This is a genomic window from Streptomyces sp. NPDC001068 (assembly GCF_042897315.1).
GTDB lineage: Bacteria > Actinomycetota > Actinomycetes > Streptomycetales > Streptomycetaceae > Streptomyces.
Genome location: NZ_JBIAYD010000008.1, coordinates 329,878 through 352,530 on the forward strand (window position 1 = coordinate 329,878; position 22,653 = coordinate 352,530).

20 protein-coding genes and 3 tRNA genes are annotated in these 22,653 nt (G+C 72.9%); 16 read left to right on the forward strand and 7 right to left on the reverse strand.

Annotation, left to right across the window (positions count from 1 at the left end):
• Window positions 1-109 precede the first annotated feature (109 nt).
• Complete coding sequence (locus tag ACFY3I_RS24020) at window positions 110-364, reverse strand: DUF6332 family protein (RefSeq protein WP_390862539.1); 255 nt, start codon at window positions 362-364, stop codon at window positions 110-112.
• Window positions 365-576: 212 nt separating this feature from the next.
• Here ACFY3I_RS24020 and ACFY3I_RS24025 point away from each other — a divergent pair.
• Window positions 577-663 (forward strand) — tRNA-Ser (locus tag ACFY3I_RS24025).
• A 71-nt stretch (window positions 664-734) separates the two neighbouring features.
• Here the strand turns inward: ACFY3I_RS24025 and ACFY3I_RS24030 are convergent.
• Window positions 735-1,616, reverse strand: a complete 882-nt coding sequence (locus ACFY3I_RS24030; protein WP_390862541.1) for a bifunctional DNA primase/polymerase — start codon at window positions 1,614-1,616, stop codon at window positions 735-737.
• A 358-nt stretch (window positions 1,617-1,974) separates the two neighbouring features.
• Here ACFY3I_RS24030 and ACFY3I_RS24035 point away from each other — a divergent pair, with 358 nt between their 5' ends.
• The 8 genes from ACFY3I_RS24035 to ACFY3I_RS24070 all read left to right on the forward strand — a co-directional run bounded on the left by ACFY3I_RS24035 (window position 1,975) and on the right by ACFY3I_RS24070 (window position 9,883).
• The gene (locus tag ACFY3I_RS24035) at window positions 1,975-2,292 is read left to right on the forward strand and encodes a hypothetical protein (RefSeq protein ID WP_365285692.1); all 318 of its coding nucleotides are present in this window, start codon (window positions 1,975-1,977) and stop codon (window positions 2,290-2,292) included.
• 171 nt (window positions 2,293-2,463) lie between these two features.
• Window positions 2,464-3,633 carry an acyl-CoA dehydrogenase family protein gene (locus ACFY3I_RS24040; RefSeq protein ID WP_390862543.1) on the forward strand — a complete coding sequence of 390 codons (1,170 nt, stop codon included), beginning with the start codon at window positions 2,464-2,466 and terminating at the stop codon, window positions 3,631-3,633.
• Window positions 3,617-4,561: a bifunctional MaoC family dehydratase N-terminal/OB-fold nucleic acid binding domain-containing protein gene (locus ACFY3I_RS24045; RefSeq protein ID WP_390862545.1), complete on the forward strand. Its 945-nt coding sequence runs from the start codon at window positions 3,617-3,619 to the stop codon at window positions 4,559-4,561. The genes ACFY3I_RS24040 and ACFY3I_RS24045 overlap by 17 nt, the downstream gene beginning before the upstream one ends.
• A 1-nt stretch (window position 4,562) precedes the next feature.
• Entirely contained in the window at window positions 4,563-5,606 is a 1,044-nt protein-coding gene (locus ACFY3I_RS24050; protein ID WP_390862547.1) for an acyl-CoA dehydrogenase family protein, read from the forward strand.
• A 10-nt stretch (window positions 5,607-5,616) separates the two neighbouring features.
• Entirely contained in the window at window positions 5,617-6,048 is a 432-nt protein-coding gene (locus ACFY3I_RS24055) for a MaoC family dehydratase (RefSeq protein ID WP_390862721.1), read from the forward strand.
• Window positions 6,045-7,211, forward strand: coding sequence for a lipid-transfer protein (locus ACFY3I_RS24060; protein ID WP_390862549.1), 1,167 nt, complete (start codon window positions 6,045-6,047; stop codon window positions 7,209-7,211). Before ACFY3I_RS24055 ends, ACFY3I_RS24060 begins: the two co-directional genes overlap by 4 nt.
• Before the next feature lie 337 nt (window positions 7,212-7,548).
• On the forward strand, window positions 7,549-8,106 hold the full coding sequence (locus ACFY3I_RS24065) for a SigE family RNA polymerase sigma factor (RefSeq protein WP_365285682.1): 558 nt from the start codon (window positions 7,549-7,551) through the stop codon (window positions 8,104-8,106).
• Between the two features lie 121 nt (window positions 8,107-8,227).
• A complete protein-coding gene (locus tag ACFY3I_RS24070; protein WP_390862551.1) occupies window positions 8,228-9,883 on the forward strand; it encodes a long-chain fatty acid--CoA ligase in 1,656 nt (551 codons plus the stop codon).
• Window positions 9,884-9,994: 111 nt separating this feature from the next.
• Here ACFY3I_RS24070 and ACFY3I_RS24075 read toward each other — a convergent pair whose 3' ends face one another.
• Window positions 9,995-13,993, reverse strand: a complete 3,999-nt coding sequence (locus tag ACFY3I_RS24075; protein WP_390862552.1) for a PAS domain-containing protein — start codon at window positions 13,991-13,993, stop codon at window positions 9,995-9,997.
• A gap of 268 nt (window positions 13,994-14,261) precedes the next feature.
• Complete coding sequence (locus tag ACFY3I_RS24080; protein WP_390862554.1) at window positions 14,262-14,675, reverse strand: SSI family serine proteinase inhibitor; 414 nt, start codon at window positions 14,673-14,675, stop codon at window positions 14,262-14,264.
• A gap of 168 nt (window positions 14,676-14,843) precedes the next feature.
• On the opposite strand from ACFY3I_RS24080, the gene ACFY3I_RS24085 reads away from it, so the two are divergent.
• Window positions 14,844-14,934 (forward strand) — tRNA-Ser (locus ACFY3I_RS24085).
• Window positions 14,935-15,129: 195 nt separating this feature from the next.
• Window positions 15,130-15,202: transfer RNA gene (locus ACFY3I_RS24090), tRNA-Arg, on the forward strand.
• A gap of 73 nt (window positions 15,203-15,275) precedes the next feature.
• Here the strand turns inward: ACFY3I_RS24090 and ACFY3I_RS24095 are convergent.
• Complete coding sequence (locus ACFY3I_RS24095) at window positions 15,276-16,073, reverse strand: hypothetical protein (RefSeq protein ID WP_390862556.1); 798 nt, start codon at window positions 16,071-16,073, stop codon at window positions 15,276-15,278.
• A gap of 384 nt (window positions 16,074-16,457) precedes the next feature.
• Here ACFY3I_RS24095 and ACFY3I_RS24100 point away from each other — a divergent pair, with 384 nt between their 5' ends.
• Entirely contained in the window at window positions 16,458-16,679 is a 222-nt protein-coding gene (locus ACFY3I_RS24100) for a hypothetical protein (RefSeq protein ID WP_365285644.1), read from the forward strand.
• A gap of 357 nt (window positions 16,680-17,036) precedes the next feature.
• Here ACFY3I_RS24100 and ACFY3I_RS24105 read toward each other — a convergent pair whose 3' ends face one another.
• Together ACFY3I_RS24105 and ACFY3I_RS24110 are read right to left on the reverse strand one after the other, a co-directional pair.
• Window positions 17,037-17,558, reverse strand: a complete 522-nt coding sequence (locus ACFY3I_RS24105; protein ID WP_365285642.1) for a hypothetical protein — start codon at window positions 17,556-17,558, stop codon at window positions 17,037-17,039.
• 184 nt (window positions 17,559-17,742) lie between these two features.
• A complete protein-coding gene (locus ACFY3I_RS24110; RefSeq protein ID WP_365285640.1) occupies window positions 17,743-18,246 on the reverse strand; it encodes a MarR family transcriptional regulator in 504 nt (167 codons plus the stop codon).
• A 148-nt stretch (window positions 18,247-18,394) separates the two neighbouring features.
• Here ACFY3I_RS24110 and ACFY3I_RS24115 point away from each other — a divergent pair, with 148 nt between their 5' ends.
• The 4 genes from ACFY3I_RS24115 to ACFY3I_RS24130 all read left to right on the forward strand — a co-directional run bounded on the left by ACFY3I_RS24115 (window position 18,395) and on the right by ACFY3I_RS24130 (window position 22,642).
• Complete coding sequence (locus ACFY3I_RS24115; protein ID WP_390862559.1) at window positions 18,395-18,763, forward strand: HGxxPAAW family protein; 369 nt, start codon at window positions 18,395-18,397, stop codon at window positions 18,761-18,763.
• Window positions 18,764-19,085: 322 nt separating this feature from the next.
• Window positions 19,086-19,958 carry a DUF2797 domain-containing protein gene (locus ACFY3I_RS24120; protein WP_390862561.1) on the forward strand — a complete coding sequence of 291 codons (873 nt, stop codon included), beginning with the start codon at window positions 19,086-19,088 and terminating at the stop codon, window positions 19,956-19,958.
• Between the two features lie 306 nt (window positions 19,959-20,264).
• On the forward strand, window positions 20,265-21,005 hold the full coding sequence (locus ACFY3I_RS24125) for a response regulator transcription factor (protein WP_186581467.1): 741 nt from the start codon (window positions 20,265-20,267) through the stop codon (window positions 21,003-21,005).
• Window positions 21,002-22,642, forward strand: a complete 1,641-nt coding sequence (locus ACFY3I_RS24130) for an ATP-binding protein (protein WP_390862564.1) — start codon at window positions 21,002-21,004, stop codon at window positions 22,640-22,642. Before ACFY3I_RS24125 ends, ACFY3I_RS24130 begins: the two co-directional genes overlap by 4 nt.
• Window positions 22,643-22,653 lie beyond the last annotated feature (11 nt).

Below are 22,653 nucleotides of genomic sequence, written 5' to 3' on the forward strand. Positions count from 1 at the left end.
GAACGGCCGGAAGGAGCGCCCCGCATCGAGGGGCGCTCGGCGGTCCCGCACGGATGAGCCTGTCGGCATGCGGGTCGGATGGTCGGACGGGGACATCCGTGTCCCCGGGTCAACGCCCCCGACGCCTCTGCGCGTCGAAGCGGAGCAGCACCCGCGTCACACGCCACACCGCGGCCAGGCCCGCCAGCGCGATCCCGACCACGAGCAGGGCTTTCCCCGCGGGCTTGCCGACCCCGACGATCAGCGCCGGAACCAAGAGCACACCGAACACGCCCGCGGCCAGGACGGCGGCGGTCACCAGGGCGAACATGATCTCCACCGTCATCGCGTCCTTCTCCCAACGCGACTCCCGCCCTGCATCCATGCCGCAAGTCTCACACGGGCCGTCGCGCGCGTAGCCGAAATCCCGCGCGTCCGTCCACGGGCCGGGAAGCGCGCGGCGGCCGATCTGTTCGGCTCTGTTCGTCTTCTTCCGGAATCGGCGCTCGCCGGAGGACCCGGTGTGGACCACGAGCCCCGCGCAAGGCGTGAGCCCGGTAGTCTGTAGCCGCTCCGCCCCAGGTGGGACGGGGCCGAGGTGGGTTGCCCGAGCGGCCTAAGGGAACGGTCTTGAAAACCGTCGTGGCAGCGATGTCACCGTGGGTTCAAATCCCACACCCACCGCGCGCACCGCGAGGCCCCTGACCGGGAGAACGGTCAGGGGCCTTTCGCGTGCCCGCCCAACGGCGCCCGTGTCAGGGGTGGTGGCCGGTCATGCGGGCCGCCGAGGCGATGGTCGCGCGGGCCTCGCGTTCCGTCAGGCCGGTGTGGACCGCCGCGTCGGTGAGGGGCGCCCGCAGGGCGCGGCCGATGCCGTTCTCGTAGGCGCGGCAGGCCGCCCAGAACAGCCGGGTGTTGCGCTGGCCCTCGTGGGCGGCGAGGACGAACTGGACCAGGCCCTGGCCGCGGTTGCCGACCGAGGGGTGGGTCGAGGGGTGGGGCGCTCTCGGGGGTGGCAGCAGGAGGCGGAGCAGGGACGGCGGGCAGGGTGCCGGGACCAGGTGTTCGGTGCCGGGGGCGGTGGCGTAGACGCCGTGTTCGGTACGGGAGCCGGGGCCGACCAGGTAGCCGCCCGCGCCCCGGATGTCGATGCCGGGGGCGAGCCGGCCGGCGGAGTTGGGGATGACGGCGTCCGGCGGTCCGGTCAGCCAGAGGTGCCGGCCGCCGCTGGGCGTGAGCACGACGACCGTGGGCGGAATGGTGAACAGGTGCCGCAGGGCCAGTTCGCGCAGCGATCCGGTGGCGTCCGTGCCGGACTTCACGTCGAGGTCGACACCGATGAGGCGATGCGGGGGCAGCCCGCAGGCGATGCCGTAGCCGGTCGCCCAGGGTGCCGCGGCGAACAGCTCGCGGATGCGGGCCGGGTCGGAGGTGGCGTCGTACACCCCGTGGCCGGGGCGGCCGCACTCGCCGTGGCAGGGCGGGGGTGCCGGCTCGTCGGGGCGGGAGGAGCGGTGCGGGGAGCGCAGGGCCGGGAGTTTGGTCCGGGACAGAGGGATGACGGCCAGGCCGCGTTCGGCGGCTGACAGGGCGTGTGCGAGGGCCAGCGTCGTGGCCTGCCGGTCGGTGGTGGCCATGGATCCATGTTCGTACGTGCGTTCGAAAAAAGGAAGAGGGGGTCGGTGCGGCACGCCGGGTGAGGGGGTTCGGCCGGGAAACGTGACGGATCGGTTCTCCCTCTGGGGCGCTTGGAGGGGAGATGTCCGGAGTCGCGCCGACTGGGGTGGGAGTCGACCAAAAATGGCGAAAGGGGTTTATCGACTTGTCATCACGCTTGAGGGCGAATGAGACCGGAAGGGCTGGTTCACCGGGGATTCGGTGGGCAATTCTGATCTCGCGACGTCGCAGACATCACCGAGGCGGTCGGCCAACTGCCCTCGGAACAGCCGTACTTGACGTACCTACCGGCTCAGCCGGGCTCTGAGAGGAAACAACATGGCAAGCATCCGTACCGCCCGCCTCCTCGCCGCCGTCTCCGCCCTCCCGCTCGCCGCCGCGCTCTTCGCCGGGGTGGCGGCCGCTGACAACGGTGCGATCGCGGACGACGGATCGAGCGCCAACACCGGTGTGGCGGGCATCATCGGCAGCGGTGTCGGCCACGACAACAACGGCAACTCCTCCACCACGCAGCAGAACGCGGTGGGCAACGGTGCCTCGAACCAGAGCAACACCGCGCAGGTCAACGGCTCCGCGTGGACGGCCCTCCAGCAGGGCAACGAGAACGTCGCCGTCCACTTCACCCAGCTGTGGTAGCCCCCGCCTGAGCGCCGGTGGGGTGTGCTCCGTGGGGATGTAGCGCGCCTGCGCGGCGGTACTCCGGTACCGCCGCGCAGGCGTCTGTCCGGTACCGCCTCCCCTCGCGGTGTCCCCGGGGCGTCTGTCCGACCTTGACAGTGGGCCGTATCTGACGGACAGTCAGAAACCATGCATCTGGCCCCCACCGAACGCCAGCAGCGGCTGCGCGCCGAACTCCGCGCCTACTTCGGCTCCTTGATCCCCTCTCCTGCTCCCGAGGCCCCCGAGGAACGTCGTGCCCTGCTGCGTCGCATCGGCTCGGACGGCCTGCTCGGCCTCGGCTGGCCCGTCGAGTACGGCGGTCAGGGGCGCGGTGCCGACGAGCAGTTCGTCTTCTTCGACGAGGCGTACCGGGCCGGCGCCCCCGTCTCGATGGTCACGCTCAACACGGTCGGCCCCACCCTCATGAAGTACGGCAGCGACGAGCAGAAGGCCCGCTTCCTGCCCGGCATCCTCAGCGGTGACCTGGTCTTCGCCATCGGCTACACCGAACCTTCCGCGGGTACCGACCTCGCCTCGCTGCGCACCCGGGCGGTGCGGGACGGCGACGGCTGGGGGATCGACGGACAGAAGATCTTCACCTCGGGCGCGCAGCACGCCGACTGGATCTGGCTGGCCTGCCGTACCGATCCGGAGGCCCCCCGGCACCGCGGCATCTCGATCCTCCTGGTCCCCACCGACGCCCCCGGGTTCTCCTGGACCCCGATCGAGACGGTCGGCGGGCAGGTCACCACGGCGACCTACTACGACGGCGTACGCGTCCCCGCCGGCCACCTGGTCGGCGCCGAGCACGACGGCTGGTCCCTGATCACCGACCAGCTCAACCACGAGCGGGTCGCCCTCGCCGCGACCGCCATGCAGGCCGAGGACTTCTACACCGCCGCGCTCGTCGCCGCCCGCACCCCCGATCCGGTGACGGGCCGACGCCGTGTTGACGAGCCCTGGGTGCGTTTCCGGCTGGCCGAGGCGCATGCCCGACTGGCGGCGAACCGCCTGCTCAGCTGGCGTCTGGTGGGGGACGCGGGGGCCGGCCGGGTGGCCCCGGCGGAGGCCAGCGGGGTGAAGTTCGCGGGAACGGAATCGGCAGTCGCGACGTATCGCATGTGTCAGGAGATCGTCGGCGAGGCGGCATCGGTCCGGTCCGGGTCGCCGGGGGCGTTCGGGGACGGCGAGCTGGAGCGGCTCAACAGGGCGGCGCAGATCAACACGTTCGGGGGCGGGGTGAGCGAGGTGCAGCGGGAGATCGTCGCGACGATGCGGCTCGGGATGAGGAGGGGCGGCCGTGGCCGGGGAGACTGACGAACTGGGCGCGAGGCTCAAGGCGTACGAGGGGCTGCCGGCCTCCCGGGCGGGCACCGGCAAGGACCCGGTCAATTTGCCCATGATCCGGCACTGGTGCGAGGCGATGGGCGACACCAACCCGGCGTACCGGGGAGCCGGCGCCGTCGCCCCGCCCACGATGCTCCAGGCCTGGACGATGGGCGGCCTGTCCGGGAACACGGCACGCACCGGCGCGTACGACGAGATGTCCGCCCTGCTCGACGAGGCGGGCTGTGTCTCGATCGTCGCCACCGACTGCGAGCAGGAGTATCTGCGCCCGCTGCGGCCGGGCGACGAACTGGTCTTCGACACGGTGATCGAGTCGGTGTCCGCCCGGAAGACCACCAGGCTGGGCACGGGCTACTTCATCACCACCCGCATGGACATCCGGGCCGGCGGGGAGCCGGTGGGCGTCCACCGGCTCCGCGTCCTCAAGTACGCGCCCGCGGGGAAACCGGTCAAGGCGCCGCCTCGCCCCCGCCCGGTGGTCAACCGGGACAACGCAGGCTTCTGGGAGGGCGTGGCCGAGGGCCGCCTCCTCATCCAGCGCTGCGCCGGCTGCGGCACCCTGCGCCACCCCTGGCTGCCGGGCTGCGCCGCCTGCGGCTGTCCCGACTGGGACACGGTCGAGTCGGCGGGCGAGGGCACGGTCTACTCGTACGTCGTGATGCACCACCCGCCGTTCCCGGCCTTCGACCCGCCGTACGCGGTGGGCCTGGTCGAACTCACCGAGGGCGTGCGGATGGTGAGCAACGTGGTGGGGGTGCCGTACGACAAGGTGCGGATCGGGCTGCCGGTACGGGTGGAGTTCCGCCGGTACGAGGACGCGGCGGGGGCACTGACCCTGCCCGTCTTCCGGGCCGCCGACACCCTCGCCGGCCCCGGTGCTCCCGGCGGGGAGGCCTGACATGGACTTCACGCCCACCGAGGCGCAGGCCGAGGCCCGTGACCTGGCCGCCAGGGTCTTCGCCGACCTCGCCACCCCCGAACGGCTGCGGGCGGCCGGCACCGGCAGCGACCCGGAGCTGTGGAAGGCCCTCACCGCGGCCGGGCTGGTGGCCGCGGTGGCCGATGTGGGCCTGCTCGGGCTGGTGCTGCTCCTGGAGGAACAGGGCCGCGCCACGGCCCAGGTGCCGTACGCGGCGACCTGCGTGTACGGCCTGCTGGCGGTCGCCGCGCACGGCACCGACGAGCAGCGGGCGCGGCTGCTGCCGGGGATCGGGGACGGGTCGGTGGTGGTCGCCGGGGCGTTTCCGGCCCAGCAGGGGGTACGGCCCTCCGCGCGGGGCGGGCTGACCGGCACCGTCCCCGTGGTGCCCTGGCTTCGTGACGCCACGCATGTCCTGGTCGCGGACGCCGGCCGGCGGCTCCGGCTGGTGCCGCTCGGGGAGGGCACCGCCGTCGAGGCGATCGAGCTCACCGCGCCCTGGTCGGCCGGCCGGCTCACCCTCCACGAGGCTCCCGCCGAGCCCCTGGGCACCGCGCCGGAAGCCGGGGACCCCGGTGCCTACGCGGACGTCCTGGCCGTCGCCCGCACCGCCTTCGCCGGGCTCCAGGCCGGTGTGTGCGCGGGCTCGCTGGCCCGGGCCGTCGCGCACACCAACGCCCGCGAGCAGTTCGGGCGCCCCCTCGCCACCCGGCAGGCCGTGCAACTCCGGGCCGCCGACGCCCACATGGACATCGAGGCGATACGGGTGACGGCGTACGAGGCTGCCTGGCGGCGGGACGCGGGGCTGCCGTACGCCACGCACGCGCTGACCGCGGCCTGGTGGGCGTCCGAGGCGGGGCAGCGGGTCGTGCACACGGGCCAGCATCTGCACGGCGGTGCGGGCGCCGACGTCGGGCATCCGGTCCACCGGCACTTCCTTTGGGGGCGCCAGCTGGACGCGTATCTGGGCAGCGGGGGCGAAGTGCTCCAGGAACTGGGGGAGTTGATCACGTATGGGAGTTGAGACGGCACGGCTGGAGGCGGGCGCCGAGCTGCCGCCGCTGGAGATCCCGATCACGCGGACACTGATCGTGGCCGGCGCGATCGCGTCCCGGGACTACCAGGACGTGCACCACGACGCCGAGCTGGCCCACGGCAAGGGCTCGCCGGACATCTTCATGAACATCCTGACGACCAACGGCCTGGTCGGCCGCTACATCACCGACCACTTCGGTCCGACGGCGCGGCTGCGCAAGGTCGCCATCCGGCTGGGCGCGCCCAACTACCCGGGGGACACGATGGTGTTGACCGGCCGTGTCGAGGAGCTGGACGACGCGGCGGGGACCGCGACGGTCCGGGTGGTCGGCGTCAACTCCATCGGCGACCACGTGACCGGCACGGTGACCCTCACCTTCGCCGAGGCCATGGTGACCGTCACCGTCACCGACGACGAGGAGAGGGCATGAGCGTCCGGGGCCGGGACGCGCTCGGCGGGCGCGCGACGATCGTGGGGATCGGGGCCACCGAGTTCTCCAAGGACTCGGGCCGCAGCGAACTGCGGCTGGCGGCGGAGGCGGTACGGGCCGCGCTGGCCGACGCGGGCCTGACGCCGGCGGACGTGGACGGGATGGTGACGTTCACGATGGACACCAGCCCGGAGATCACCGTGGCGCAGGCCTGCGGGATCGGCGAGCTGTCCTTCTTCTCCCGGGTGCACTACGGCGGCGGCGCGGCCTGCGCCACGGTCCAGCAGGCGGCGCTGGCGGTGGCGACGGGGACGGCCGAGGTCGTCGTCTGCTACCGGGCGTTCAACGAGCGGTCGGGGCGCAGGTTCGGCTCGGGCGTGCAGCACCGGGAGCCGTCGGCGGAGGGCGCGGCGCTCGGCTGGGCGCTGCCGTTCGGGCTGCTCACCCCGGCGTCCTGGGTGGCGATGGCGGCACAGCGCTACCTGCACGCGTACGGGCTGACCCCGGAGGCGTTCGGGCGGGTGGCGGTGGCCGGCCGGAAGTACGCGGCGACCAACCCCGCCGCCTGGTTCCACGGCCGCCCGATCACCCTCGCCGACCACGCGGCGTCCCGCTGGATCGTCGAACCGCTCCGTCTCCTGGACTGCTGCCAGGAGACGGACGGCGGACAGGCGCTCGTCGTCACCTCCGTGGAGCGGGCACGGGATCTGCCGCGTCCGCCGGCCGTGATCGCGGCGGCCGCGCAGGGGGCCGGCCGGGCCCAGGAGCAGATGACCAGCTTCTACCGGGACGACCTGACGGGGCTCCCGGAGGCGGCCGCGGTGGCCGGACAGCTGTGGCGCACCTCGGGGCTGGCCCCGGCCGACATCGACGTGGGGATCCTGTACGACCACTTCACCCCCTTCGTGCTGATGCAGCTGGAGGAGTTCGGATTCTGCGGGCGCGGGGAGGCCGCGGACTTCGTGGCCGAGGAGCGGCTGCCGCTGAACACCCACGGAGGACAGCTCGGGGAGGGCTACCTCCACGGGATGAACGGGATCGCGGAAGGGGTCCGCCAGCTGCGGGGCACGAGCGTGAACCAGATACCGGGCGCGAGCCGGGTCCTGGTGACGGCCGGCACCGGTGTGCCCACGTCGGGGCTGGTACTGACCTCGGACGGCTGAGCCCGCGCCCGGACCCGGGCCCCGCCCCCGGGCCCCGCCCCCGGCGTCCGCCGCTCCCGGCGTCCGCCGCTCCCGACCTCCGCCGCTCCCGACCTCCACCGCCGCCCCGGCGCCCGCCCGTCGCGAGCGACCCCCACCGCGGCCCCGGCACCCCCTGTCCTGCCCCGGCCCGCCGCCCGCCCCCACCGCTCCCCGCAGGGGAAAACCCGCAGGAGTACTGCGCACGTACTCCACCTTCAGGAGGTGTAGGCAGCCCCACCCCTACAACCTGAGGCGGACTCGCCTTCGGGACCTGCGGCCGATCCGCTGTCGTACTGTTCGCTCATAGCGTGGAGCCATGACCACACCCGTCTGCACCAGCGCTTCGGACGCCGCTGTCTCGGCGAGGCAGACCCGGCCGTACCCGTCCTTCGCGTCGTACGTCAGGGCCCGTCAGCCGGTCCTGCTGCGTACCGCCCGCTCGTTGACCGCGAACCCGAGTGACGCGGAGGACCTGCTCCAGACCGCGCTCGCCAAGACCTACGTGGCCTGGGAGCGGATCGAGGACCATCGGGCGCTCGACGGCTATGTGCGCCGGGCCCTGCTGAACACCCGGACCTCGCAGTGGCGCAAGCGCCGGGTCGACGAGTTCGTCTGTGAGGAACTGCCCGAGCCGGAGCTGGTGGGCGGCGGTGAGGACCCGGCCGAACGGCAGGCGCTGCACGACGCGATGTGGCGGGCGATCATGAAACTGCCGGCGCGGCAGCGGGCGATGGTCGTGCTGCGGTACTACGAGGACCTCAGCGAGGTGCAGACGGCCGAGGTGCTCGGGGTGTCGGTGGGCACGGTGAAGTCCGCGGTGTCGCGCGCGCTCGGCAAGCTGCGTGAGGACCCCGAGCTGGGCGTCGCGCGGTAGCTGGACCGGCCGCCGCCGGTGTTGGTCGGCCCTGCCCTAGTGACATACCGACTGGTATGTGAGAAGAATCAGCGCAGCCCCTTTACCACCGAGTAGGCAATGTCGCCCCCGGGAGGACGCCGTGCTGAGCACCATGCAGGACGTACCGCTGCTGATCTCCACGATCCTGACGCACGGGTCACGGGTCCACGGCGGCTCACAGGTGACCACCTGGACGGGCGAGGCCGAGCCGCACCGGCGCACCTTCGCCGAGATCGGCGCCCGCGCCGCCCAGTTGGCCCACGCCCTCCGTGACGACCTGGGAGTCCAGGACGACGACCGCGTGGCGACCCTCATGTGGAACAACGCCGAACACACCGAGGCGTACTTCGCGATCCCCTCCATGGGCGCGGTCCTGCACACGCTCAACCTGCGGCTGCCCGCCGAACAGCTGACCTGGATCGTGAACCACGCGGCCGACCGGGTCGTGATCGTCAACGGCTCGCTGCTGCCGCTGCTCGCCCCGCTGCTCCCGCACCTCGCTCCCGTCCGGCACGTCGTGATCGCCGGCCCCGGCGACCGCTCCCTGCTGGACGGCGCGACCGTGACGGTGCACGAGTACGAGGACCTGATCGCCGCCAAGCCGACCACGTACGACTGGCCGGAGCTGGACGAGCGCCGGGCCGCCGCCATGTGCTACACCTCCGGCACCACCGGCGACCCCAAGGGCGTGGTGTACAGCCACCGTTCGATCTACCTCCACTCCATGCAGGTCAACATGACCCAGTCGATGGGCCTGACCGACCAGGACACCTCGCTGGTCGTGGTGCCCCAGTTCCACGTCAACGCCTGGGGCCTGCCGCACGCCACCTTCATGACCGGCGTCAACCTGCTCATGCCGGACCGGTTCCTGCAGCCCGCCCCGCTCGCCGAGATGATCGAGACCGAGCGGCCCACGCACGCGGCCGCCGTCCCCACCATCTGGCAGGGCCTGCTCGGCGAACTCACCGCCCGGCCCCGGGACGTCGCCTCGCTCACCCAGGTCACCATCGGCGGCTCGGCCTGCCCGCCCTCCCTCATGACCGCGTTCGACGACCTGGGCATGCGGGTCTGCCACGCCTGGGGCATGACCGAGACCTCCCCGCTCGGCACGGTCTCCCGCCCGCCGGCCCACGCCGTCGGCACGGACCAGGAGTTCGCCTACCGCCTCACCCAGGGCCGCTTCCCGGCCGGTGTGCAGGCCCGGCTGACCGGCCCCGGCGGCGAGCGCCTCCCCTGGGACGGCGAGTCGGCCGGCGAGCTGGAGGTGCGCGGCCCCTGGATCGCCGGTGCCTACTACAACGGCCCCGACGCCGACCCGATGCGCCCCGCCGACAAGTTCAGCGAGGACGGCTGGCTGAAGACCGGTGACGTCGGCACCATCTCCCCCGACGGCTTCCTCACCCTCACCGACCGCGCGAAGGACGTCATCAAGTCCGGTGGCGAGTGGATCTCCTCCGTCGAGCTGGAGAACGCGCTGATGTCCCACCCGGACGTCGCCGAGGCCGCGGTGGTGGCCGTACCGGACGAGAAGTGGGGCGAGCGTCCGCTGGCGACGGTCGTGCTCCGGGAGGGCTCCACGGCCACCTTCGAGACCCTGCGCGTCTTCCTCGCCGAGGAGGGCAAAATCGCCAAGTGGCAGCTGCCGGAGCGCTGGACGGTGGTGGCGGCGGTGCCGAAGACGAGTGTGGGCAAGTTCGACAAGAAGGTGCTCAGGAGGCAGTACGCCGAGGGCACGCTGGACGTGACCAGTCTCTGACCGGCGCCGGGCGCACGGCGGGGAACCGTCGCGGTTCGGCCCCGGGCCGTCCGTCGACCCGCGGCTGACCGCCCGGTTCCCCGCGCCCCGTCCGGACGGGGCGCAGCTCTCCTAGTTCGTGCCGATCCTGGCCAGCAGGTCCACGATCCGGTCCTGCACCTCGTTGCTCGTCGAGCGCTCCGCGAGGAACAGCACCGTCTCCCCGGACGCCAGCCGGGGCAGGTCGGCCTCCTCGACGGCGGCCGTGTAGACGACCAACGGCGTCCGGTTCAACTGCCCGTTCGCACGGAGCCAGTCGATGATGCCGGCCTGGCCGCGGTGCACCTGCATCAGGTCCATCACCACCAGGTTCGGCCGCAACTGCCCGGCCAGCGTCACCGCGTCCGCGTCGCTCGCCGCCCGCGCGACCTGCATCCCGCGCCGCTCCAGGGTCGCGGTCAGGGCGAGGGCGATCTCCGCGTGCTCCTCGATGAGCAGCACCCGCGGCGGGTGCTGCTCGGTGTCCCGGGGCGCCAGCGCCTTCAGCAGAACGGCGGGATCGGCACCGTACGCCGCCTCGCGCGTCGCCTGCCCCAGTCCGGCCGTCACCATCACCGGCACCTCGGCCGCGACCGCCGCCTGCCGCAGCGACTGCAGCGCGGTCCGGGTGATCGGCCCGGTCAGCGGGTCCACGAACAGCGCCGCCGGGAACGCGGCGATCTGCGCGTCGACCTCCTCACGGGAGTGCACGATCACCGGCCGGTAGCCGCGGTCGCTCAGCGCCTGCTGGGTGGTGACGTCCGGCGCGGGCCACACCAGCAGCCTGCGCGGGTTGTCCAGCGGCTCCGGGGGCAGTTCGTCGTCGAGCGGCTGCGGGCGCGGCGGATCCGCGACCTCGACCGCCCCGCCCGGACCGTCCAGCGGCTCGGGGCCCTCGGCGGCGTTCACGTCCGGTGCGCCTATCGCGTACGACCGTCCGGCGCCCTCGGTGGCCCCCACCAGCCGGGACTGCCCGGTCGGCTGCGGCAGGGGCTGGGCGGCCGGCTGCTCGCCCGACGAATGCGGCCGGGCGGCGGCCTGCTCGGGCTGCTGCTCGTCGCGGGTGCCCAGCTTGCGGCGGCGGCCGTTGCCACCCGGCTGGTGCGGCGGCGGGGTCGCCGTCGGCTGCTGCACCTGCGCGGCCTGCCGTGAGAACGGCACCCCCTGCCCCAGCGTCCGCACGCTGAACGCGCGGCCCTGCGTGGAGTCCGGGTCGACCGGCGCGGGCCCGGCCGCCGCCTCGGCGGGCAGCGGCTGCGCGGTACGGGCGGGCCGCGGGGCGGGCACCTCGTCGGCGCCGCCCGGCCATTGCTGCGGTACAGGCGCCACGGAACCGGCCTCCGCCGGCAGCGGCTGGCCGCCGGCCGGGACGGCTTCGGCTACGGGGGCGGGCTGGGCCGGCACCGGCAGGCCAGGCGCCTGCGGAGCGGGGCTCTGCGCCTGCGCCGGTACGGGGGCCGCGGACGGCAGCGCCCGCGGAACCGGCTGACCGGCCTGGGCCGGGACCCCCTGCCCGGGCTGCCCGGGGGCGACCGGCTGGGCGGGGGCGGCCGCCTGCGCGGGCACCGTGGGCATCATGGCGGGGGCGGCCTCGTCGGGCTGGCCGACGGCCCGTCGGCGGCGGCCCGTCGGCGCGTTGGTGGGGTGCGGCTGCGGCGGGGTGTGGTCCTCGGCCTGGTCGAGCGGCACGGCGTCGTGCCGACCCTCCGCGCCGGTCACCCCGACCGGCTCCGGAGCGCGGTCGGCCTCGGCGGGCGGCAGCGCGAAGACCGGACGGGGGCCCGCCTGCGCCTGCTGCTGCTCGGCCCGCTCGGCCGCCGCGGCCAGCGCGCGCCGCCGCCGGCCGCCCGGCTGTTCCTCGTCGTCCTGCTGCGCCGGGGCCGCGGGCAGGGCCGGCGGCAGCGCCTGCCGCTCGTCGGGCTCCCGCCGGGCGCGGCGCCCCGCGGCGGGAGCGGGCACGCCCTGCGGCGGAACGGTGCCGCCGAGCCCGCTGCCCGTGGCGGCCGTACCGGCGCCCTGTTCCGCCGCCGTCACCACGGCGCCCAGGGCACCGTCGGAGACACCGGCGAGTTCGACGGCACCCGCGTCGGAGTCGGCGGGACGCCCGCGCCGCCGTCCGGTACCCCCGGAGGCCGGGTCCGCGTTCTCGACGCCCGCGGCGTCCTCGATCGCGGCCGGCTCGCTCCGGTCCGCCGCCTCGGCGGCACGCCGGCGCCGGCGTCCGGTCGGCGCCACGGCCGACGTCTCGCCGTCGCCCGCCTCGCCGCCGGGCACGTCGCCGTCCAGGAAGGCGTCCACGGAGGACCGCCGGGCCCGGCGCCGCCCACCGGCACCGCCGTCCTCGACGGCCGGCACGCCCTCGACGGACGCCACTCCCCCGGCGGCCGGGATCGTGGCCACCGCCGCGCCGACCGGCTGGGCCACGGCACCGGCGCCGCCCCCGATCGGCACCTCCAGGACGAACGCGCTGCCGCTCATGCCGGGCACCTCGTGCGTCTGCAGCACACCGCCGTGCGCACGCACGATGCCGCGCACGATCGGCTCGTGCACCGGGTCGCCCCCGGGGTACGGTCCGCGCACCTCGATACGGACGACCTCACCGCGCTGGGCCGCCGCGACCACCACCGTGTTGTCCATGTAGCCGCCCGCGGAGACCGGGGCGTTGCCGGTCGCGTCGACACCGGCGACGTCCGCGACGAGGTGGGCGAGCGCGACGGCGAGCCGCTGCGGATCGACCTCGGCCTCGATGGGCGGCGCGTGCACGGCGAACTGGACCCGTCCGGGCCCGATCAGCTCCACCGCCCCGTCCACACCGGCCGCGACGACGGCGTCCAGCATCACCTTGGTGCGGTTGATGTCCTCGGTCCCGGCGTCCAGCGCCTGGTAGCCGAGCACGTTGTCGATGAGCTGGGTGATGCGCGAGTAACCGGCCGAGAGGTGGTGGAGGACCTGGTTGGCCTCGGGCCACAGCTGCCCGGCGTCGTCGGCGGCGAGCGCGGCCAGTTCCCGGCGCAGCTCGTCGAGCGGGCCGCGCAGCGACTGCGCCAGCAGGGTCAGCAGCTGCTCGTGGCGCCCGTGGAGGGCCTCGTAGCGGTCCTTCTCGCGCTCGCCGAGGGCCGCGTACCGCTCCTCGCCGGACGCCAGCTCCTCGGCCTGCCGCTCCAGCAGTTCCTCGACCTCGGTGACGTGCTTCTGGCGCAGCGCGGTCAGGTCTGAGGCGTGTTCCTCGGAGAGCCGCTCCAGTGCTTCGGAGTGCGCCTTCTCCCGGGCGTCCTTCTCCTCGGCCAGGGTGTCGTACGGCCGCCGGTCGGTGAAGGTCATCACGGCGCCGACGAGCTGGTCGCCGTCCCGGACCGGCGCGGTCGTCAGGTCGACCGGCACCTTCTTGTCGCCCTTGGCCCACAGCACCTGTCCGCGCACCCGGTGCTTGCGTCCGGAGCGCAGGGTGTCGGCGAGCGGCGACTCGGCGTACGGGAAGGGCGAGCCGTCCGCGCGGGCGTGCAGCACCAGGTTGTGCAGTTCCTTGCCGCCGAGTTCACCGGCCCGGTATCCCAGTATCTGGGCGGCGGCCGGGTTGACGAGCACGATCCGCCCGTCCGTGTCCGTCCCTACGACGCCCTCGCTGGCGGCCCGCAGGATCATCTCGGTCTGCCGCTGCGAGCGGGCCAGCTCGGCCTCGGTGTCCACGGTGCCGGTCAGGTCGCGCACGACGAGCATCAGCAGTTCGTCGGCGCCGTAGCCGTAACCGTCGTAGGCCTGCTGGCCGTTCTCCAGGTTGGCGCTGGTCACCTCGACCGGGAACTCGGTCCCGTCCGTCCGCCGCGCGACCATCCGCGTCGGCTTGGTGCGGCCGCGCGGGTCGATGTGGTCCGGGCGCCGCATCGACCCCGGGATCAGCCGCGAGTCGAATTCGGGCAGCAGGTCCAGCAGCCCTCGCCCGACCAGCGCGGTACCCGGTGCCTCGAACGCCTCCAGAGCGATCGTGTTCGCGTTGACGACGGTCCCGTTGGCGTTGACCAGCACCAACGCGTCCGGCAGCGCATCGAGTATGGCTGCGAGGCGAGCAGCGCCTCGGGATGGCCTGCTGCTCACGAGACGCTTCCTCCCTGTTACCGCACCTTGCCCACCGCTCGGGCCATCTTGCCAACCGGCCCGCGACGTGTCACGCGAGGGAGTCTAAAGGCACCGATTGCGCACACGACGCCGGATGAGAGGGAGGTCGCACGACGAAGTGACGACGAACATGTGACCGACAGGCTTCACCTTCGTGGTCGCCGCGCGGGACCTCTGCGGAAGCGGGGCGTCCGATGTGGGACGCCTGTGCCGTCCCGACGGCCGGCGGCGGGCGCGTGGAGCGGCCCTACGCGCCCAGGCCGGGAAGGAGGGGCACCATCCGGTTCCAGCGGGCGATCTCGCAGCCGTTGCTGCGGTCGTAGTCCGCGTCGACCGGGCGGCCGGCCCAGGTGCCGGTGACATGGGCGGTGGCCGGGCCGCCGTAGAGCATGGTGCAGGCGGTGCCGGGAGCGACCGGGGCGAAGGTGTCGCGGCCCCAGTGGGTGTTGCGGTCGAGCGCGTCACAGGCTCCGCCCACGTCCGGGTGACTCCCGGCGCCGGGATGACAGGACAGCTCGTACGTCCCGTTCCGCCCGTCCCCGGCGTGCCGGACGGTGACGGTGAGATGGTCGCCCTGGCCGGCGGCCGTTGCGGAGGCGGGCAGGGATCCGAGAACGGCGGCGACGGCCCCGAGGGCGCCCCGCACGGCGAAGTGCGACATGCCCTGTCCAACGCGCCGGGGTCGCGGACGTTGCGCGCCGCCCCGACCACGGGAAGTGCTTTGCTCTACGACCCGGCTGCCTAGTACCGTGGGAGCCGATTGGTGACAGCACGCTCGACTGTGTCATCATCTGCACGCACCACTCGCGCTCGCGCGGGCGGCTGTGCGGGAGGCGTCGCCTAGTCCGGTCTATGGCGCCGCACTGCTAATGCGGTTTGGGCCTTAAAGCCCATCGAGGGTTCAAATCCCTCCGCCTCCGCACCTGACTCAGGGAGCCCGACCATCACGGTCCGGGCTCCCTGAGTCGTTTGAGCCCCCAGATATGGCGTTTCCGCAGCTCACAAGGGGTGCGGCTAACGGATTTCACATGGCGGCGGCAGTCATGTAATGTTCTTCCTGTCGCCGCGAGCGGGCCGGAAGGGCCGGAAGCGAAGACAAAAAAGCAAGACAACAAGCACTCGTAGCTTAACGGATAGAGCATCTGACTACGGATCAGAAGGTTGCAGGTTCGAATCCTGCCGAGTGCACACGGACAAGAGGCCCCGGAGAGATCCGGGGCCTCTTGCGTTGCGTGTACGTGCGGGCGGCCAGGTGCGGTGATCAAGTCCCGCCGTGGAAGAAGCCGGACTTCAGGTCCGTGATGGTGGCGTCCAGCGGATGTCCGCTGACGATGAACGGTCCGCTCCAGGGCGCGCTGAGTGCGAAGAGCAGCGCCAGGCTCAGCCCGACCACACTCGCAACACCTACGACCAGTAGTGACGTTCGCAGGCTGCTGCGGAAGACCAGCGCGCCCGAGTTCACGATCAAGGCCAGTCCGCTGACCACCAGGGTGACGACGTAGAGGGAGGGGACGTCGCGCGAGGCCGCCGCGACGCGGGCGCGACGACTGCTGGTGACGCCGTCCAGGGAGACCACCAGTTCCGTGCCCGTCGTGGTTCCCACCTCGGGCCGGGCCGCCTCCGTGCGCACGGTCCGTTCCAGCCGTGCGATCGCGCGGGCGGTGGCCGGGTCGTCACCGGAGGCCGCTGCCGCGCCGGCCCACTCCCTGGCGCGCGTGGTCCGCAAGTAGTCCAGCAGCGCGGCGTGGATCGGCTCCGACCGGACGTGCGGACTCGTCGCCGCCCATGCCAGACGGGAGGACGCGGCTGCCTCGTCGCTCACCAACCCCTCGGCGGCGCGCAGGTAGCCGGCCTCGCTGGCCAGTGAGAGTGCCGCGAAGATCGCGAACGCGGCGCCGAGCGTCGGCATCAGGGGAGTGGCGATCTGCGGCACCCGGTCCCGTTCCTCGGCCGGTACGAGCATCCGCACGCCGCGCCGGGCGACGGCCGCGACCAGGAGGGCGAGCAGGAGTCCGCCCGCGACCAGTACCGCCGCCGGCAGCGAGGTCAACCAGTTCACCGCATCACCCACAGAGCGTTCCCGGGAGCGCTCCGGGGCGGCGGTGCAGCGGCCCCGCGACCTGGAGCTCCTCGTCGATCGTCGTCACGGACGCCTCATGATCACAGGCCGGGGACCCGTGACACCCGCGACGCCTGGCACGACATCCCTCTTCGTTGCCCGAACAGCCGAATACGGGCTTACGGCCGAACCAGTTGGAGCGAACCGGAGCGGTACGCGTACCACTGGTTCGAGCGGAACCTCATGGGCTGATCCGGGCCTCCCGGATACACAGGTCATATTTAAACGGGAAACACCAGGTCAGAGACGTGATGCGAGGTGTCGGCTGTGGATCTGTGCCGACGACCACAGCGTAACGGGGTGTGCGTAGGCTCATACTGAGCCATGACAAAGCCTGCGGCGCCGAGGCGCCATCTGCCCACCAGCCCGTTCAAGGCCCCGGTCGCACCGGCTCCCAAGCACTTCGCGGTGGGCGACCAGGTCACTCATGACGTGTACGGACTCGGCCGGGTCATCGGCGTCGAAGACGGAACCGCGGCCCTCGTGGACTTCGGTTCGACGCAAATGCGGATTCTGAGCCCGTACGCCAAGATGACCAAGCTGTAGGACCGCTGTGCCCGGTCACGGCACGCCAGGTCTCCTCGGAGACCTGTAACGAAAGGCAGACCTCTCATCGAATCGACGTCGCTGTTCTCCGCCGTGGAAGGGCAACCCCGCCGCTCCACCGTAGTCTCGCCGCCTCCGGCGATCATGCCGTTCCAGGCCCCGGACTTCGGAGAGGACGAGACCTCCTGGTCCGAGGACACGCGGGAAACCGCCCCGGGTACGCCCGCGGCCGGGCCGAAGGCCGCCTAGCGCCCAGCGGTCGGGCAACCGACAGCAAAGGCCCCGGGTTCGTCCGGGGCCTTTGGCGTTTTCGGGGCGGCGCCCCGGGAGCTGCCTCGGGGAGACGACTCGGCGAAGTCACACGGCGGTCAGTACGCGGGTGCGCTCGCGGCCGCGGAGGGTCTGGCCGCGCAGGACGATGATGCCCAGCCGGACGACGACCTCGCTGACGGCCATGAGGACCAGCGCGGCGACCCAGGCCTGTCCGCTGGTGATGTCGTGGTCGGCGGAGAAGTGGGCTATGCGGGTCTCGCCGGCGGTGTGGGAGGTGTAGACCGCGAAGCCCAGGCGGAAGCCCATGCTGAGCACCCACAGGGCCGCCGCGCCCAGGCTCGCCTTGACCCGGACGTGCCCGTCGGCGAGACGGACCCGGGTGAGCAGGCCGCCGCCGACGCCGCAGGCGACGCCGATGCCGGCGAACGTCGCGATGAGGGCGAGGTCGTTGCCCGCCGTCGGGATGTCGTGCAGGTAGCTGGTCGCCACCCAGGTGATCAGGCCCAGTGGCAGCAGCAGCCTGAAGGCCGTCAGCCTCTCCTCCCGCATCTGCTTGATGACCACGAGGATGAGCACCACATCGATGATCCAGTCCGAAATCGTCATGCGTCGACTATCCGGTTCCGGACCCGTCCGGCACGTGGACCCATGGGTGGAAGCAGGGTGGAAAACGGGTGGATGAGGTCGCTCTACCCGGGGGAGGACTCAGCCCGGCTCCGCCCGCCCGTCGGGCCCGCGCCACCCGTCGGGCCCGCTCGTTCGCCAGACCCGCGTGCCCCGTGGGGCCCCCTCATCCGCCGGAGCCGCTCGACCCGCCGGACTCGTCGTCGCTCAGCCCTTCCAGGGACTCGTGGGCCAGACGCGTCGCGCGGGTGAACCAGTCGGTGAGGGTGGCCAGTTCGTCGGGGGTGTAGTCGGCGAAGAGCTCGACGAGGCGTCCGTAGTGGCCGGCGTACACCGCTTCGACGCGGCCGAGCGCGTCCGGGACCGCGGCGACCCGTACCCGGCGGCGGTCGGCGGGGTCGGCGCGCCGGGTCACGAAGCCCGCGCGTTCCAGGCGGTTGAGGATGCCCGTCACGGCACCCGTCGTCACGTGGGCCCGCGCGGCCAGGTCGCCCGCGGTCAACAGGTTCTCGCCCGCCTCCAGGACGAAGCCGAAACAGGTGAGGTCCGTGACGTTGACCCCGAGCCGCCGGGCCAGCTCCTGCTGGCCGATCACATGGGCCGCGATGAGGTGGTCCATCGCGGACAGGGCGCGGGCTGGATCCGCTGGCGGTCGCGGCTTGCCGTGCATGGTCGTCCCGATTCCTTGGAGATGTGGCGGCCAGATGTGGCGGCCCCCTGGCGGTTTCTCTTAGCATGTGAGAGATATAGGGGGTGAATTTCTCAGACCGTGAGGGATTCTACGCCCGAGAACATACCCATGAAGGGAAGGCGGGATCGTGAGTCTGCACGATGAAGGTCATACGGTCGCCGGGTGGACGGGTACCGCGATCGCGACCGCCGGAAGCGGTCTGATCGGGTGGGGTGTGTGCGCCGTCTCGGTCCCCGCCCTGGTCGCAGGGGGTGCGGTGACCGCCGTGAGCGTCCTGGTCACCTGGTGTCTGCATCTCGCAGGCTGGGGCAAGCCGCCCGGCCCCCGGCCCCGGCCGCAGTGGCCCCTCGGGGTCCGGGACACCGCGGCACGCGACGGCCACGCCGGCTGCGTGGGGTGCCGGCTCGCGGGCCGCGGGCGTCGGACCGACTCCCTGCCGGAACCGGTGACCACCACCGGGGGACCCGAACCGGCGACGGCCCGGGCTGCCGGCTGACGAGCATCGGTCCCGCCGGACGCCGGACGCCGGACGCCGGACGCCGGACGCCGGACGCCGGACGCCGGACGCCGGACGCCGGACGCCGCACGCCGGACGCCGGACGGTGCGCGCCGAACGCCGCGCGCCGGGACGCCGCCGCCCGGTGCCTGCCGCCCGGTGCCTGCCGGCGGACGCCGCCCGCCGCCCGCCGGTGCAGACCCGCCCCCGTCGCACCGCTCCCGCAGAACCCGTGCCACGGGTCCCACGGAACCCACGTGTCCCACGGCTCCCACAGCAGCCCCGCCCCCGATGTCAGTGCCTGCCTCTACGCTCGCGAGTGATGGCACAGGTGTGGAGATGCTCGGGGCTGCGGTGGGTGGACGACAGGCCCGTGCTGGTGTGGAGCGGCGGGCGGCGCAGTGTGCTCGGGCCGGGCAGTCGCGTCGCCTTCCGGGCGGCCACCGGAGGAGTCCGGCAGTGCGTGGGGGCGCGGGGGACCCCCTGCGCGGTGCGCGCGTCCGTGTCCGGGCGGAGTACCGGCGCGCGCTGCGAGGAGTGCGCCCGGCTGGACCGGGCGCACTCGGTGGCCGCGGACGGCATCGCCGACGATCCCCGGCCCTACCACGTGTATCTGGCGTGGTTCGGCCCCGGCATGGTCAAGGTGGGGATCACCGCCGTCGAGCGCGGCCGGACGCGTCTGCTGGAGCAGGGAGCCGTCTGCTTCAGCTGGTTGGGCGCGGGTCCGCTGATGGCCGCCCGGCGGGCCGAGGAACTGCTGCGGGCCGCCCTCAAGGTGCCCGACCGGATCCCCTACGGCACCAAGCGCGTCGTACGGGCCGCCCTGCCGGGAGGCGAGAGCGAGCGGGCCGCCGAGGTCGCCGCACTGCACGCACGGGCCCTTACGCTCGGGGCGTGGCCCGAGGCGCTCGTTCCCGAGCCCTGCCAAGTCGTCGACCATGTAAAGGTGTTCGGGCTGGACGGGGTGCCCGCCGCGGTCGGTGAGGTGGTCGAGCTGGTGGCGGGCGGTGCGGTGAGCGGCGAACTCGTCGCGGCCGCCGGCCCCGACCTGCATCTCGCCACCCGCCGCGGGGTCTTCGTCCTTGACACGCGCTTGCTGCCCGGGTGGGAGCTGACCGCCGGCGAAGTGGGCGGGGAGGGCGAAATCGGCCTGCCCGTACGCGAGTTCCCGGTGCCCCAGGAGGGGCTGTTCTGACCGCTCCGGAGACGAGGGCGGCTTCCGGGGGCGGGGTCCTGCCGCGGTCCGCCCGGCGTCACCCGACAGGCGCCCCGCCACCCGCCCGGGTACGCTCTCAACAGCGGTTCGCCGAGATCCCGCCGACGGTCCGTGGCGCACACCGGACGGATACGGTCCGCACAGCCCGGGGGCCGGGCCCGGCCCCAGGACCGTGCGCGGGCGAGGAGATTCCCAGGCGTTCCCTGAGAGCCTGCTGTGTGTTTCTCAGGGAAAACACAGATTGCTGAAAGCGTGTTCTCAGAGGGCCCCGACAGGGTGTCCACCATGACCACGACCTCGCCCCAGGGGCGCACCGAACTGCTGAGGCCGGACGGGAGCCCCGTCCGAGTGCTTGTGGTGGACGACGAGCTGTCGATCACCGAACTCCTCTCCATGGCCCTGCGTTACGAGGGCTGGCAGATCAGGAGCGCGGGTGACGGGCAGGGTGCCGTCCAGACCGCCCGGGAGTTCCGGCCGGACGCCGTCGTCCTCGACATGATGCTGCCCGACATGGACGGCCTCACCGTGCTCGGTCGCCTGCGGCGCGAACTGCCCGACGTACCGGTGCTGTTCCTCACGGCGAAGGACGCGGTCGAGGACCGGATCGCCGGTCTCACCGCGGGCGGCGACGACTACGTCACCAAACCCTTCAGCCTCGAGGAGGTCGTGGCGCGGCTGCGCGGGCTGATCCGCCGCTCCGGTGCGGCCGACCGTCGTTCGGACTCGGTGCTCGTGGTCGGCGACCTCACCCTGGACGAGGACAGCCACGAGGTCTCGCGGGCCGGCGACTCGATCCACCTCACCGCCACCGAGTTCGAGCTGCTGCGCTTCCTGATGCGCAACCCGCGGCGCGTGCTCAGCAAGGCCCAGATCCTCGACCGGGTGTGGTCCTACGACTTCGGCGGCCAGGCCAACGTGGTCGAGCTCTACATCTCGTACCTGCGCAGGAAGATCGACGCGGGCCGGGAGCCGATGATCCACACCCGGCGTGGAGCCGGTTACCTGATCAAGCCCGCCGCGTCATGAGCGGGCGGCGACGGCCGCGGGCGCAGAGGCGGCGAGTGGGACAGCCGCGCACCCTGCGGACCCGGCTCGTCGTCGTGTCCGTGACCCTGATCGCCGTCGTCTGCGCGGTGATCGGGACCGTCACCACCCTCGTACTGCGGGACCACCTGTACGGGCAGCTGGACGGAAAACTGGACGAGGTGGCGGCCCGCGTGGCGCCGCGCGGCTTCGACGGCCCGCTCACCGGCAAGCCCGGTACCGGCAGCCCGCCCGGCGGACAGCGGGGCGGCCACGGCATCACCGGCGACGACGGGACCACGGATCTCGAGAAGTTCGTCAAGGGCCCCCAGCCGGACGGCACCGTCGCGGTCACCGTCGTCGACGGCGCCGTCGTCGACTCCGAGCGTGGTGTGAAGTCCAGCGACGACTTCTCGATGAGTGCCAAGCCGCTCACCTCCGCTCAGCTCAAGGTGATCAGCTCCGTCTCCCACGACCAGGGCGTGCACAGCGTCGACATGCCGGGTCTGGGCTCGTATCTCGTCAGGTACGCGGTCAACGACAGCGCCGGCTACTACGTCGGCATCCCGACCTCCGACGTCGACGGCACGATCAACACCCTGATCATCGTCGAGATCAGCCTCACCCTCTCCGGCCTGATCGCCGCCTCCCTGGCCGGCACCGTCATGGTCGGCGTGGCCACCCGCCCGCTGCGCAGGGTCGCCCACACCGCCACCCGGGTCTCCGAACTCCCCCTGCACACGGGCGAGGTCAACCTCAGCGAGCGGGTCCCGGAGTCGGAGTGCGATCCGCACACCGAGGTCGGCCAGGTCGGCGCCGCACTCAACCGCATGCTCAACCACGTGCACGGCGCCCTGCACGCCCGCCAGCAGAGCGAGACGCGGGTACGGCAGTTCGTCGCCGACGCCAGTCACGAACTGCGCACCCCGCTCGCCTCCATCCGCGGCTACGCCGAACTGACCCGGCGCGGCCGTGAGGTGGTGGGGCCCGACACCCGGCACGCCCTCGGCCGTATCGAGTCCGAGGCCGGCCGGATGACCCTGCTCGTCGAGGACCTGCTGCTGCTCGCCCGTCTCGACGCGGGCCGTCCGCTGCAGTTCGAGCACACCGACCTCGTCCCGCTCGTCGTGGACACCGTCAGCGACTCGCGCGCGGCCGGCATGGACCACAACTGGCGCCTCGACCTGCCCGACGAGCCGGCCCTGGTGGCCGCCGACGCGACCCGGATCCAGCAGGTGCTGGTCAACCTGCTCGGCAACGCCCGCAAGCACACCCCGCCCGGGACCACCGTCACCGCCCGTATCCAGCGGCGCGGCCCGTGGTTGTGCGTGGACGTCGAGGACGACGGGCCGGGTATCCAGCCGGAACTGCTGCCGCACGTCTTCGAGCGGTTCGCGCGCGGTGACTCCGCGCGGTCGCGGGCCACCGGGTCGACCGGACTCGGGCTCGCCATCGTGCAGGCCGTCGCGTCCGCGCACGGCGGTGCGGTCACCGTGGACAGCGGCCCCGGCCGCACGGTGTTCACGCTCTTCCTGCCCGCGCTCGCCGGGCCGGTTCCGCGGCCCGACCCGGAAACGAACCGGCAATCGCACTCACAGGCGCACCACAGTGCCACCACATGGGTGCGACAGGGCACTTGACCAGAGTCGTT

What these genes read in the sequence shown, in the direction of transcription:
- ACFY3I_RS24065 (WP_365285682.1), top strand. Translation starts at nt 7,549, where the DNA reads ATGACCACACCCGTCTGCACCAGCGCTTCGGACGCCGCTGTCTCGGCG.
- ACFY3I_RS24035 (WP_365285692.1), top strand. Translation starts at nt 1,975, where the DNA reads ATGGCAAGCATCCGTACCGCCCGCCTCCTCGCCGCCGTCTCCGCCCTC.
- ACFY3I_RS24100 (WP_365285644.1), top strand. Translation starts at nt 16,458, where the DNA reads ATGACAAAGCCTGCGGCGCCGAGGCGCCATCTGCCCACCAGCCCGTTC.
- ACFY3I_RS24120 (WP_390862561.1), top strand. Translation starts at nt 19,086, where the DNA reads ATGGCACAGGTGTGGAGATGCTCGGGGCTGCGGTGGGTGGACGACAGG.
- ACFY3I_RS24040 (WP_390862543.1), top strand. Translation starts at nt 2,464, where the DNA reads ATGCATCTGGCCCCCACCGAACGCCAGCAGCGGCTGCGCGCCGAACTC.
- ACFY3I_RS24060 (WP_390862549.1), top strand. Translation starts at nt 6,045, where the DNA reads ATGAGCGTCCGGGGCCGGGACGCGCTCGGCGGGCGCGCGACGATCGTG.
- ACFY3I_RS24130 (WP_390862564.1), top strand. Translation starts at nt 21,002, where the DNA reads ATGAGCGGGCGGCGACGGCCGCGGGCGCAGAGGCGGCGAGTGGGACAG.
- ACFY3I_RS24110 (WP_365285640.1), bottom strand. Translation starts at nt 18,246, where the DNA reads ATGCACGGCAAGCCGCGACCGCCAGCGGATCCAGCCCGCGCCCTGTCC.
- ACFY3I_RS24050 (WP_390862547.1), top strand. Translation starts at nt 4,563, where the DNA reads ATGGACTTCACGCCCACCGAGGCGCAGGCCGAGGCCCGTGACCTGGCC.
- ACFY3I_RS24125 (WP_186581467.1), top strand. Translation starts at nt 20,265, where the DNA reads ATGACCACGACCTCGCCCCAGGGGCGCACCGAACTGCTGAGGCCGGAC.
- ACFY3I_RS24080 (WP_390862554.1), bottom strand. Translation starts at nt 14,675, where the DNA reads ATGTCGCACTTCGCCGTGCGGGGCGCCCTCGGGGCCGTCGCCGCCGTT.
- ACFY3I_RS24105 (WP_365285642.1), bottom strand. Translation starts at nt 17,558, where the DNA reads ATGACGATTTCGGACTGGATCATCGATGTGGTGCTCATCCTCGTGGTC.
- ACFY3I_RS24020 (WP_390862539.1), bottom strand. Translation starts at nt 364, where the DNA reads ATGGATGCAGGGCGGGAGTCGCGTTGGGAGAAGGACGCGATGACGGTG.
- ACFY3I_RS24030 (WP_390862541.1), bottom strand. Translation starts at nt 1,616, where the DNA reads ATGGCCACCACCGACCGGCAGGCCACGACGCTGGCCCTCGCACACGCC.